Annotated in this window: 11 protein-coding genes and 3 pseudogenes; 8 read left to right on the top strand and 6 right to left on the bottom strand. The window is 42.0% G+C overall.

Annotated features, from left to right (window positions below):
- The first annotated feature begins 8 nt into the window (after positions 1–8).
- The 5 genes and pseudogenes from eat to ACG9ZB_RS11535 all read left to right on the top strand — a co-directional run bounded on the left by eat (position 9) and on the right by ACG9ZB_RS11535 (position 5,677).
- A complete protein-coding gene (eat, locus tag ACG9ZB_RS11515) occupies positions 9–1,454 on the top strand; it encodes an ethanolamine permease (protein ID WP_419325910.1) in 1,446 nt (481 codons plus the stop codon).
- Positions 1,455–1,467: 13 nt separating this feature from the next.
- Positions 1,468–2,853: an ethanolamine ammonia-lyase subunit EutB gene (locus ACG9ZB_RS11520; protein ID WP_419325911.1), complete on the top strand. Its 1,386-nt coding sequence runs from the start codon at positions 1,468–1,470 to the stop codon at positions 2,851–2,853.
- Between the two features lie 10 nt (positions 2,854–2,863).
- The gene (eutC, locus tag ACG9ZB_RS11525) at positions 2,864–3,679 is read left to right on the top strand and encodes an ethanolamine ammonia-lyase subunit EutC (RefSeq protein WP_419325912.1); all 816 of its coding nucleotides are present in this window, start codon (positions 2,864–2,866) and stop codon (positions 3,677–3,679) included.
- A gap of 130 nt (positions 3,680–3,809) precedes the next feature.
- A pseudogene (locus tag ACG9ZB_RS11530) lies at positions 3,810–4,814 on the top strand (IS481 family transposase).
- 161 nt (positions 4,815–4,975) lie between these two features.
- Positions 4,976–5,677, top strand: a complete 702-nt coding sequence (locus ACG9ZB_RS11535; protein WP_419325914.1) for a glutamine amidotransferase — start codon at positions 4,976–4,978, stop codon at positions 5,675–5,677.
- Between the two features lie 103 nt (positions 5,678–5,780).
- Here ACG9ZB_RS11535 and ACG9ZB_RS11540 read toward each other — a convergent pair whose 3' ends face one another.
- The 4 genes and pseudogenes from ACG9ZB_RS11540 to tkt form a co-directional block, all read right to left on the bottom strand.
- Positions 5,781–6,377 carry a YceI family protein gene (locus ACG9ZB_RS11540; protein WP_004984916.1) on the bottom strand — a complete coding sequence of 199 codons (597 nt, stop codon included), beginning with the start codon at positions 6,375–6,377 and terminating at the stop codon, positions 5,781–5,783.
- Between the two features lie 123 nt (positions 6,378–6,500).
- A pseudogene (locus tag ACG9ZB_RS11545) lies at positions 6,501–6,932 on the bottom strand (GNAT family N-acetyltransferase).
- Between the two features lie 114 nt (positions 6,933–7,046).
- Positions 7,047–7,262, bottom strand: coding sequence for a hypothetical protein (locus tag ACG9ZB_RS11550; protein ID WP_004696769.1), 216 nt, complete (start codon positions 7,260–7,262; stop codon positions 7,047–7,049).
- Positions 7,263–7,377: 115 nt separating this feature from the next.
- Positions 7,378–9,366 carry a transketolase gene (tkt, locus tag ACG9ZB_RS11555; protein ID WP_419325916.1) on the bottom strand — a complete coding sequence of 663 codons (1,989 nt, stop codon included), beginning with the start codon at positions 9,364–9,366 and terminating at the stop codon, positions 7,378–7,380.
- 719 nt (positions 9,367–10,085) lie between these two features.
- Here tkt and metK point away from each other — a divergent pair.
- Positions 10,086–11,252 carry a methionine adenosyltransferase gene (metK, locus tag ACG9ZB_RS11560; protein WP_004984924.1) on the top strand — a complete coding sequence of 389 codons (1,167 nt, stop codon included), beginning with the start codon at positions 10,086–10,088 and terminating at the stop codon, positions 11,250–11,252.
- 98 nt (positions 11,253–11,350) lie between these two features.
- Here the strand turns inward: metK and ACG9ZB_RS11565 are convergent, their stop codons facing one another.
- A complete protein-coding gene (locus tag ACG9ZB_RS11565) occupies positions 11,351–11,596 on the bottom strand; it encodes a hypothetical protein (protein WP_419325920.1) in 246 nt (81 codons plus the stop codon).
- Positions 11,597–11,910: 314 nt separating this feature from the next.
- Here ACG9ZB_RS11565 and ACG9ZB_RS11570 point away from each other — a divergent pair, with 314 nt between their 5' ends.
- The gene (locus tag ACG9ZB_RS11570) at positions 11,911–12,123 is read left to right on the top strand and encodes a hypothetical protein (RefSeq protein WP_058951840.1); all 213 of its coding nucleotides are present in this window, start codon (positions 11,911–11,913) and stop codon (positions 12,121–12,123) included.
- Here the strand turns inward: ACG9ZB_RS11570 and ACG9ZB_RS11575 are convergent.
- A pseudogene (locus ACG9ZB_RS11575) lies at positions 12,085–12,726 on the bottom strand (LysE family transporter). The gene ACG9ZB_RS11570 and the pseudogene ACG9ZB_RS11575 sit on opposite strands and share 39 nt — an antisense overlap.
- Positions 12,727–12,838: 112 nt before the next feature.
- Between ACG9ZB_RS11575 and ACG9ZB_RS11580 the strand changes: the two are divergent.
- A partial coding sequence (locus ACG9ZB_RS11580; RefSeq protein ID WP_419325922.1) for a transposase-like zinc-binding domain-containing protein occupies positions 12,839–12,998 on the top strand: 160 nt, incomplete at its 3' end.

The raw sequence follows: 12,998 nt of genomic DNA on the forward strand, positions 1-12,998 counted from the left end.
AGCTTCACATGACCGACTCTCCCATTAACAGCTCAACGACTCGGCTCTCTACTTCAACAGTAAGCACATCTGACGACTATTTTGAAAAAAGGCAACTGAAACAAGGTGCTGTAGGCTGGCTATTATTAGTCGGTTTAGGCGTAGCGTATGTCATTTCAGGCGACTTTGCTGGCTGGAACTTCGGTCTTGCTCAAGGTGGCTGGGGCGGTATGTTTATCGCAACGGTTGTCGTAGCCATCATGTATTTATGCATGTGCCTGTCGATGTCTGAAATGGCCACCATGCTGCCCACTGCGGGCGGTGGCTATAGCTTTGCGCGTACCGCATTTGGTCCATTTGGCGGCTATCTCACTGGCACGGCGATTTTAATTGAATATTCCATCGCCCCTGCGGCTATCGCATGCTTTATTGGTGCCTACTGCGAGTCCTTATTTGGTGTCGGTGGATGGATCATTTATCTCATCTGCTATCTGGTTTTTATGGGCATTCATCTTAAAGGTGCAGGTGAAGCCCTCAAGATCATGTTTGTCATTACCGCCATTGCAGCCGTAGCTCTTTTTGTCTTTATCATCGCAATGGCACCACATTTTAACAGCGCCAACTTATTTAACATTACACCGACTGAAAATATCGGAGCAAGTAACTTCCTACCGATGGGTTATATCGGTATTTGGGCGGCGGTACCCTATGCGATTTGGTTCTTTTTAGCTGTGGAAGGTGTTCCACTGGCAGCAGAAGAAGCTAAAGATCCATCTAAATCACTACCGCGTGGTTTGATTGGTTCGATGCTGATTTTGGCCGCTTTTGCCCTACTTATTCTGTTCTTAGGTGCTGGTGCTGCTGGTGCAGAACAACTTAAAGAATCAGGCGCACCCTTAGTTGATGCACTGGTAGCCGTCTATGGTCAAAACAGCTGGTTAGGCAGTTTTGTTAACTTTGTCGGTCTCGCAGGTTTAATTGCGAGTTTCTTCTCCATCATTTATGCCTATTCACGTCAAATTTTCGCCTTATCCCGTGCGGGTTATTTACCGACCTCGTTATCACTGACCAATAAAAACAAAGCGCCCTATTTAGCGATTATTATTCCCGGCATCATTGGTTTTTTATTGTCCCTAACAGGTGAAGGTGATCTGCTCATCCTGATGGCAGTATTTGGTGCGACCATTTCTTATGTCTTGATGATGCTTTCTCACATTAAACTGCGTATCAGCCGTCCAGAATTACATCGTCCCTATAAAACCCCAGGTGGGATTATCACCTCATCAATTGCTTTGGTTTTAGCCAGTATTGCGGTGATAGCTGGTTTTGTGGTGGATCCTAAAGTTTGGTTTATAGCTGCCGCTATTTATGCGGTCTTTATTGCCTACTTTATTTTCCATAGTCGCCATCGACTCGTTCAAGGTACACCTGAAGAAGAGTTTGAAAGTATTCGTAAGGCCGAACAAGACTTATAGAAGGACCTATGACATGGCTTATAAAAAGTTGATTGGACATCAGCACTATGTGTTTAATGATTTAAAAACTTTAATGGCGAAAGCAACCCCGCTGCGCTCAGGTGATCAACTTGCAGGTGTTGCGGCGGAAAATGCCACGGAACGTGTTGCCGCACAAATGGCATTGGCCGATGTTCCATTGAAGCAGTTTTTAACTGAAGTGTTGATCGACTATGAACAGGATGAAATAACCCGCCTGATTATCGATGAGCACCGTAGTGATTTATTTGCGCCGATTTCACATTTTACCGTAGGAGACTTTCGTAACTGGCTACTTAGTGAAGATGCGACTACGCAGAAATTACAACAACTTGCACTCGGTTTAACCCCTGAAATGGTTGCTGCGGTGAGTAAGATTATGCGCAATCAAGACCTTATCTTGGTTGCGAGTAAATGTGAAGTCATCACCCAATTTCGCAACACCATTGGTTTAAAAGGTCATCTCTCGACCCGTTTACAACCGAATCATCCGACCGATGATCTCTTGGGTATATCTGCTAGTATTTTGGATGGCTTGATGTATGGCAATGGTGATGCCGTCATTGGGATTAATCCTGCAACCGATAACCTACAAAATTTATCTGAGCTCTTAAAACTCCTTGATCATATTATTCAAGAGCATCAAATTCCAACCCAGTCTTGTGTACTGACGCATATCAGTTCGGGGATTCAACTGGCTGAGAAAAACGTGCCGATTGATTTAATGTTTCAATCGATTGCAGGTACACAGCGCGCTAATGAAGGTTTCGGCATTAACCTTGAATTACTGCGTGAAGGCTATGAAGCGACACTGGCTCTCAAGCGTGGGACTGTGGGACAAAATGTGATGTATTTTGAAACAGGTCAAGGCAGTGCTTTATCTAGTAATGCACATCACGGCGTAGATCAGCAAACCTTAGAAGTCCGTGCCTATGCAGTAGCTCGTAAATTTAACCCACTACTGGTAAATACTGTGGTTGGGTTTATTGGCCCAGAGTATTTATACAATGGCAAACAAATTATCCGTGCAGGCTTGGAAGACCATTTTTGTGGCAAGCTCCTAGGCTTACCTATGGGCTGCGACATTTGCTATACCAACCATGCCGATGCCGACCAAAATGACATGGATGTACTACTCACCCTTTTCGGTGCAGCAGGTTTGAACTTTATTATGGGCATTCCAGGTTCGGATGACGTCATGCTGAACTATCAAACCACGTCATTTCATGATGCGCTGTATTTAAGGCAACTTTTAGGCTTAAAAGCCGCACCTGAGTTTGATCTGTGGTTGGCAGAACAAGGCATCTTTAAACAACAGCATCAGCACATTCTCTGGCCGGAGCATATTCCACCACAATTTGAAAAACTTTTACATATATAAGGAGCAACTTATGTCACTTGTTCCTCTAGAAAAATATCAATCTGAACAGCATCAGGATGTTTGGGAAAACTTAAAGAAATTTACTGATGCTCGTATCGCCATTGGTCGCGCTGGTTGTAGCATCCCGACCCATGAACTGCTGAAATTTCAACTGGCGCATGCGGAAGCGCAAGATGCGGTACATCAAGCTTTAGATGTCGAACACTTAGTTGCAAGTTTTAATACACTAGGTTTGGATAGTCTGACGGTACACAGTCAAGCTGAAAATAAGCAAGAATACTTAAAACGTCCTGACTTAGGTCGCCTGTTAAGTCCAGCTTCACAACATGGCTTAGAGGTCTTTAAAGCCAGTAACCCGCAAAACTATGATGTCTGCATTGTGATTGGTGATGGACTCTCTGCACGGGCGATTGAAGAAAATGCAGTGCCTTTTATTCAGCACCTTATCCCGCAATTGCAAGCGGAACACTGGAGCATTGCACCGATGGTGATTGCTACTGGAAGCCGAGTCGCTTTGGGTGATCCAGTTGCAGAGTGCCTACACGGGACTATGCTCGTGATGCTGATTGGTGAAAGGCCTGGCCTAAGCTCACCTGATAGTATGGGCATTTACTATACATGGAAAGCAACCTCAGGTACGTTGGACGCTAAACGGAACTGTATTTCAAATGTTCGACCTGCGGGCTTAAGCATTCCTGTTGCAGTACAACGACTAATGTCTCTCATGCGTGGTTCTAAGAAACTCGGCTACTCAGGTGTCGACTTAAAAGATGAACATGAAATGGTAAGTCTAGACACAGAACGTACGCCTAAACGATTATTTTAATTTGGAGCAGATCAGCCGTGATTTTACGGCTGATCCTAAATAGCGCGTTCTGTTAACTTAGGTTTTTAGCTAGGTGTTTAGTCCCAGATTTTAATGGTGCAAGATTCTCAGATAAATGGAAGGAAGCACTATGGGGCAAGTTCTACACAGCAGCGCCACAACGACACAGGCAGTGCGTCGAGCAATACAAAATAGTCAAGAGAGCTTAAGAACGCTAGCTAAGCGTTACGGCATCAATCAAAAGACCGTCGCAAAATGGAAGAAACGTACTTCAGTAGATGATTTTACAACCGGCCCAAAGAATCCTCGCTCAAGCGTGTTATCGCCTGAAGATGAGGCGGCAATTGTTGCTTTTCGAAAACGCACTTTGTTGCCGCTAGACGATTGCCTTTATGCATTGCAGCCCAGTATTCCTTATCTGACACGCTCGTCGTTACACCGCTGCTTGCAGCGGCATCGTATTTCAAGACTGCCTGAGGTACAAGGTGATCGCCCTGTCAGGAAGCGCTTCAAGAGCTACCCCATTGGTTACTTTCATATCGACATCGCTGAGATGTAAACAGCACAGGGTAAGCTTTATCTCTTCGTTGCCATTGATCGCACTTTCAAGTTTGCGTTCACTGAATTGCATACTAAAGCCAGTAAGATGGCAGCCACGGAGTTCATGCGCAATCTGGTTAAGGCTGTGCCCTATAGAATCCGTACAGTGCTAACAGATAACGGCATCCAGTTCACGAACCGCACCTGTGATCGCTACGCCTCTGAGCACATCTTTGATCGGGTTTGTACTGAATGTGGCATTGAACATCGTCTTACCAAGGTGAAGCATCCATGGACCAATGGACAGGTCGAGCGGATGAACCGAACGGTTAAAGAAGCTACTGTCAAACGGTTCCATTACGACGATCACACTCAGCTATGCATTCACCTCGCTGATTTTATTGCTGCATACAACTTCGGCCGCAGACTCAAAACACTCAGGGGCCTGACTCCCTACGAATTCATCTGCAAACAGGGGACAGATGAATCTGAACTTTTTAAGATTGATCCGATCCATCAAATGCCGGGACTAAACACGGTGCAATCGTCATGGAGCGCAGCATGGCGGATGAACATCTACAACGAGAAATTTTAAGCTCAAGCAAATGGATGATTAAAAATATGCTATAGCTCAAGTAAAATCTTGGATTGAATTTATAGTTTTTTTCTAAATATTTTCTGATTTTTTGCCTTCAACTTCTGCGCATTTCCCTGTACATTTTTACACTCCTTTACCCCCCTGTGAACGAGCCTGCTATGACGACACTACCCGATACCATATACGCGATTCAGCATCTTGCTTTTGAAGATTTGGGTGCATGGGAAGATGTGTTATATCAATTGGGTTATCGGGTACGATATTTCGAAGCAGGCAAAGATGACTTAGCTAAAGCGTTAAACTACACAGGTCTAACCGTCATTTTAGGTGGACCGATTGGAGTATATGAAACTGAAGACTACCCTTTCTTACAAAAAGAAATAGACTTACTCAAAGTTCGTTTAGAAAAGAATTTACCCACTTTAGGCATTTGCTTAGGTGCACAATTAATTGCACATGCACTCGGTGCAAAAGTATATGTAGGTCATAGCAAAGAAATTGGCTGGAATCAGTTACAGCTCAATACCGTTGAACAGAACCCACTACAAGCACTGGTAGGAACTGAAGTGCTACATTGGCATGGCGACACCTTTGAACTTCCTGCTCAAGCTGAACTGTTGGCCAGCTCAGAAGCTTATCCCAACCAAGCTTTTCGTGTAGGCAAAAATATTCTAGCCTTACAGTTCCATCCTGAAGTCGCAGCGGATGGTTTAGAAAAATGGCTAATTGGGCATACTGCTGAACTTCGTCAAGCAAACATCAACATTCCAGCACTGCGTGCAGACAATCAACGCTGTGTAGCTCAACTAGAACATGTCTCTGGACAAGTTTTGAGAGCGTATTTAAAAGCACTAATTTAATAATTCAGCCATAATCCGCTCAATGCGTATTTTGCTCTAAATTTTAAGTTCACAGCAGCCACAAAAAAGCACCTCTATGAGGTGCTTTTTTGGTAGATATCGCTTATTTTGCAGCAGCTTTAGGCTGTGGAACTGATGCTTCAGTGGTGATATTCACAGTGATTTTATCACCCACGTTTGGCACATATGCGCCTACACCAAAAGCAGAACGGTCAAATGAAGTGGTTGCATTGAAACCAATTGACTGTGCTTTGGTCATTGGGTGCTCACCTTGCTTATTCAACACGGCATCTAAAACGACAGGCTTTGTCACATTTTTAATGGTTAAATCACCTGTGATTTTGTATTTGTTTGCACCAACCGCTTGTACTTTTGTACTCTTGAAAGTGATCTTTGGATATTTTGCTGCATCAAAGAAATCAGCCGCTTGTAAGTGTTCATCTAAAGCTTTTACGTTGGTGTTTAAGCTAGATAAAGGAATCGTTACATTCACCGATGAATTTGCAGGTTTTGCATTATCAACATTAATTACACCCTGAATGTCGCTGAAGTTAGCAGATGGAGTTGAAAAACCAAAGTGGCTCCATGTGAAAACTGTTGCTGTATGTGTAGGGTCAATTTGATAGGCCACAGGTTTCGCCATAGCAAATGTAGTCGCAGTTGCAACAGCCAAACCGATTGTTAAAGCTTTAAAGTTCATGTTTTTATCTCACATTGGAATACTGCTTAGTCTATAGAGTTCTACAACGAATACAGCTATAAAGATAAAACGATATGTTGCAACTTTAGAACGATATAATTGTTTTTAAATGTAGCGACTTAGCTACGCCCGATATTGAATAAAACCTGTCTGCCTCATGACTTTATTATAAAGTTGTTGTGCGACCAAATTGTTCTGATGGGTGAGCCAATAAACCCGATCACAGGCTCGCTTTTCGGTATGCATTTTGACGTGTCCGATTAAAGCCCTTGCAACTCCTAGCCCATGATAGTCCTCATGGGTAAACACATCTTGTAAGTATGCGTACTATCATGCTCTATCACATCCACAATGCCTACAAGCCGACCTGCTATATAAGTGCAGCAAACCATACATATATTCACGCTTAGAATCAGTCAGTTTATGCCACGTGTTTTCAGATATCTGCTCCAATAAATCAACCTGATAAAATACCTGATAAGCTTGCCATAGTGTAACCCAGATCGACTGATCGATTTCTGTCAGTGGCACAATTTGAATATTTCGTACTTCCATTTGGCTCTCAAAGTACTATTTATTTTTGTAAGGCTTATATTTAAGCTAAAATAACCACAAAGAAAAAGCCTTATTGAATCGCTTCAATAAGGCTTCTTTTAGACGTGACAACCATCATAGTTTTTCAATCAGAATCCTATCAATCAACTTCATACCTGTCTGCTTTTCATGGTTTTTACGACGGATCTTAATTTGCTTATCTTCTGCTAAATCTTGCAATAACAGTTCAACAGCAACCATCGCTTCCAAAGGTAGATCTGGTCCAATCCACTTCTGTTCGCCCGCATCCATCAATACAACTTCATCATGAATTTGATCGTACAAGCTCATATCATCACCTAAAATTTATGCAGCTAGTTCAGCAGCAGCTTGCATATTATATACACCATTCAAAATAAAAGACGCCCCTAAACTGGAGCGTCCTTCAAACAGTTAATTTTAAAAATTAAGCTGTCAATTCTTTTACCGCAGCAACAACTGCTTCAGTGGTAATACCGAAGTATTGGTATAAGTCTTTCGCAGGTGCAGATTCACCATAAGTCGTCATACCAATTACACGACCGTCTAAACCTACAAACTTCCACCAGTAGTCTACATGTGCTGCTTCAACAGCAACACGTGCACGAATCTTTGATGGAAGAACCGCTTCACGGTATGCTGCATCTTGCTTCACAAATTCTTCAGCACATGGCATAGACACGACACGCACACCTTCAAGTTGTGCATGTGCTTCCATTGCTAAAGATACTTCAGAACCCGTCGCAATAATAATCGCTTTTAATTCGCCCTTTTCTTCAGCCAATACATAACCACCTTTCGCTACATTTGCAATTTGTGCATCTGTACGTGTTTGGAATGGTAGGTTTTGACGAGAGAAGATCAACGCAGTTGGACCTTCTGAGCGTACAAGTGCAGACTTCCAAGACACAGCAGCTTCAACCGTGTCACATGGACGCCAAGTATTTAAGTTTGGTGTACCACGTAAAGACGCAATTTGCTCTACAGGTTGGTGCGTTGGACCATCTTCACCCAAACCAATTGAGTCATGTGTATATACATGGATTACACGTTGTTTCATCAACGCAGACATACGCACTGCATTACGTGCATATTCCATAAACATAAGGAATGTTGCAACATAAGGAATAAAACCACCGTGAAGCGCAACACCGTTTGCAATAGCAGTCATACCAAACTCACGTACGCCATAGTGTACGTAGTTACCCGCAGGATTGTCCTGAACGCCTTGGCAACCTTTCCAAAGTGTTAAGTTAGAACCCGCCAAGTCCGCAGAGCCGCCTAATAGTTCAGGCAATAATGGACCAAATGCTTGTAATGTGTTTTGGCTTGCTTTACGCGTAGCAATCGTTTCAGCTTTTGCATTAGTTTCGGCGATAAATGCATCTGCTTGAGCAAGGAATTCAGCAGGTAATTCACCTGAAAGGCGACGTTTCAATTCTGCTGCTTCAGTTGGATATTTTGCTGCATATTGCGCAAATAATTCATTCCAAGCTGCTTCAGAAGCCATCCCTTTTTCTTTTGCATCCCATGCTGCATAAACGTCAGCAGTAATTTCAAATGGACCTTCAGTCCAGCCCAATGCTTCACGTGTTAATGCGATTTCGTCATTACCTAACGGCGCACCGTGACAGTCTTCTTTACCTTGCTTATTTGGTGAACCTAGACCAATAATCGTTTTACAGATGATGATCGTTGGTTTTTTCGTTTCAGCTTTTGCTTGCAAAGTCGCAGCACGTAATGCATCTGCATCATGACCATCAGCTTTAAGTACTTGCCAACCATAAGCCAAGAAACGTTGCTCTGTATCGTCAGAGAACCAACCTTCTACTTCACCATCAATCGAAATACCGTTGTCGTCATAGTAAGCAATCAGTTTACCTAGACCTAGTGTGCCTGCAAGTGAACATGCTTCGTGAGAAACACCTTCCATTAAACAGCCATCACCTAAGAAACAGTAAGTGAAATGATCAACAACGCTCATCTCATCTTTGTTGAACTGCGCTGCTAAGGTTTTTTCAGCTAGAGCAAAACCAACTGCGTTTGCAATCCCCTGACCAAGCGGGCCAGTTGTCGTTTCAATACCTGGTGCATAACCTAATTCTGGGTGACCCGGCGTTTTAGAGTGCAGTTGACGGAATGCTTTTAAATCTTCAATTGATAAATCATAGCCCGTAAGGTGCAATAACGCATATTGCAGCATAGAGCCATGACCATTTGATAGTACAAAACGGTCACGGTTCGCCCATTGAGGGTTAGTCGGGTTATGGTTGAAAAACTCACGCCATACCACATCAGCGATATCAGCCATCCCCATTGGCGCACCTGGATGTCCAGAGTTTGCTTTTTGCACAGCATCCATTGCCAATACACGAATTGCGTTTGCAATACGACGTTCGTTAAGCGGGGTTGTCATAGGTCAGAGTCCAAACAAATGATTTAAAGAGTAAGATGAATAGAATTCAAAGATAGGTGTATTGTCTTAAAAAAATAGGAATGGGTAAAGCCTAATGGACAATATTTCGCTATTTATTCATCATCCATGTCTAATAAATGCGGGCATTGCCTAAAATCACAACAATTTCACTCAGAAATGCCTCTCTAGATTTTCTCCGGTTCAAATTCTACACAATAGAATCATCAATTTTAAAAATATAGTTCGGCCACACTATTCACTAATCAGAACAAACCGTTATCCTTGAGTATCAAACACATCACAAGATACATTTGTATTTTTTACATACAATTAAACATTCACGGTGAATTTTATTCACTTTTTTAAATTATTCATGAATTAGTACAAATTATAGATTCTTTTATGATGCATATTTTGAGCATTTTTTCTTTACCAACCTAACACCCAAGCCAACACAAACTTAAGCAAGTTATTGTTTTACATTTAGATATAATCAAAGCAAAAAATCTCATGATACGGACCTATAGACTTTGAACCAAAAGCCTTTACTTTGTCATTTCGAACTAAAAATAAACGCTATATCAATTTTTTAGATGCTTATATCAGATAAAAAGTCGTTGAATTGAAATAAATTCAGTCATTTTGGTCGTCTAGAACTGGCTCAAATGTCTAAGTCGATGTACCATATTGCGTCTTTTAAATTAACTGTGATAGGACTTATGCGCGAGTACGCTGTATTTACCTCGGAATCTGTAAGCGAAGGCCATCCAGATAAAATGGCTGACCAAATCAGTGATGCTATCTTGGATGCGATCTTAAAAGAAGACCCATATGCGCGGGTTGCTTGTGAAACGCTTGTAAAAACGGGTGCGGTAGTACTTGCAGGTGAAATCACAACAACTGCAAATGTGGACTTTGAAGCGATTGTTCGTCAAACCGTAAATGGCATTGGTTACCACCATTCTGACCTTGGTTTTGATGGTTCAACATGTGCTGTGATCAACATGATTGGTAAACAATCACCGGAAATTGCTCAAGGTGTAGACCGTCAAAAGCCTGAAGATCAAGGTGCAGGTGACCAAGGTTTAATGTTTGGTTATGCAAGCCGTGAAACTGACGTGCTTATGCCTGCTCCAATCTCATATGCACACCGTTTAATGGAAAAGCAAGCTGAGCTACGTCGTAGTGGCGCTTTGCCATGGTTACGCCCAGATGCAAAAAGCCAAGTGACTTTTGCTTATGAAAATGGCATGCCTGTTCGTTTAGACGCAGTCGTATTATCTACCCAGCACGATCCTGAAATTTCTCAAAGCAACTTAAAAGAGGCTGTGATTGAAGAAATCGTGAAAAAAGTGATCCCTGCTGAAATGTTCCATGCAGACACCAAATTCCACATCAACCCAACAGGGATGTTTGTGATTGGTGGTCCAGTGGGTGACTGTGGTTTAACAGGTCGTAAAATCATTGTAGACACTTACGGTGGTATGGCACGTCACGGTGGTGGTGCGTTCTCTGGTAAAGATCCATCTAAGGTTGACCGTTCTGCTGCATATGCAGGTCGTTATGTTGCGAAAAACATCGTAGCTGCGGGTCTTGCAGACAAATGTGAAATTCAAGTGTCTTATGCCATTGGTGTGGCTGAGCCAACGTCTATTTCGATCAATACCTTCAATACAGCAAAAGTATCTGAAGAGTTGATCATTGCATTAGTCCGTGAACACTTCGACTTACGTCCATACGGGATCACTCGTATGCTCGACCTGATTCAACCAATGTATAAGCAAACAGCTGCTTATGGTCACTTCGGTCGTGAAGGTTCAGATACAGCATTTACGTGGGAAAAAACAGACAAAGTGGAAGCACTTAAAGCTTCAGCTGGTCTATAAGTTTGATCCAAAAAAAACCCGCTTAATGCGGGTTTCTTTATTTTCACTGATGGAAAAATATTGCATCAGTTGTTCAGTCGTGAAGTCATTGAACTCCACTACTTAGGCTTGTTTTCATGATTCAACACATCAAACAATGATGTTACCGCAGCGGGTTCACTGTTTCGGTCGGCCAAATAGACTTGTACAGATTTAACTATAATCGCTGCTGCAAGACATGCAACAATACAGAAAATCCAAAATCCAAAAGGACTTTGAATATTATGTGATCCACAGTTTGGACAGTCTTTATCTGTTGACGCGACAACTGTTTCACAACATGCGCAGTGGTATTGATAGAGCATGGCTTTACCCCCTTGTTTTTGTCCTTTCTTGTTTTTATTGTCCATCACCCTGCCTCACAGAATGTTAGATTCATTTATCTTATGTGAGTATTTGTTGAGACTCAAGCGCAATTCACCTGAAGTGATGTCAGCAACGGCTTACACTAAAAGATTAATCAATTGATTTAACGCATATTCCTCTTTATAACACCGAATCATGACAATTTCATTTTGTAAAATAATAGTTTTTGACGTATTCCAAAGTATTTGCTGAAAACCCTTTAGTTTTCTCGCGATTGTTTATTAAAATAAGATGCAACGATGAGGAAGAAAGAATGGTTCAGTTGATTAAAAAAGGCGGTTTACGCGAACGTGCCAACCGCAGTCGTAGCTATAAGGGCTCAGAAAATACCGAAGCGACATTGCAGCCCAACCGTTATGCGCAAAGTAAAAAAGACGAAGTGTCTAGCTTGGAACAGGCTCAATCATCTCAAGAGCTTAAAAATGACTTAGATGTAGATTGCGAGAGCATCGTACCAAAGCCATAAAGCAAAAATCAGGAACAACCCGCCAGAAAAAATGTCGATATAACTCCCTGAACGCTGATATGCCGCCTTAATTTTAGGTAATGACAAAAGTATCATCAGCAGTGCAAAAGTCATAAAAGTTTGAATGGGAATAATGACCGCAAGTTGCATTTTTAAATAGGGACTTGCGCTAGAACTTAGTGCCAATGAAAACACACTACTAAAATAAATTAGCGTTTTCGGGTTGGACAAGTTAGTCAGCAAACCTGACATGAAATAATGGTTTGCCTTTGGTGGAGGCAGTTTTTTACCATCATCTAGCAAGGCTTCTTGCTATATTGTGCTGAGGCCTGCTTTCAACATCAGCCAACCCATACGTGCAAGGAATACCCCACCAATCACCATCAATACCTGTTGAATCCATGGCATTTTTTCGATGAGTACGGTAAAACCTAACAAGGTTAAAACCACCCAAACGACGATGCCAACGGAAATACCTAAAATAGTTTTTAAAGTGTTTTTTTGTGTGGTCGAAGCTGAACTTTTGGCAATCAGCAAGACATCAGGACCGGGACTTAGCTGCGCAACAAAATGCAATGCGCAAATCGTGAAAAGCAATGACATAAAAAAGCGGCATAAATTTAAAAAAATAATTATATCGTTTGTTATATTTATTTTGGTGGTGTATCAAAAAGTATGCTAAAAAAAGCAGGTTGAATTTTGATAAAATAGAGAAATGCAAATAACTCTAGAAAACAAATGTCCAACCTGCCTCAGTGACAGTATAAAGAAAAATGGCATCAAAGTAGATGGGAAACAAAACTACCAATGCAAAGACTGCAAACGTCAGTTTATTGGTGACCATGCTCTGAGCTATCTAGGATGTAATTCTGGCA

The sequence above is a fragment of the Acinetobacter johnsonii genome, assembly GCF_048551975.1.
GTDB classification, from domain to species: Bacteria; Pseudomonadota; Gammaproteobacteria; order Pseudomonadales; family Moraxellaceae; genus Acinetobacter; species Acinetobacter johnsonii_A.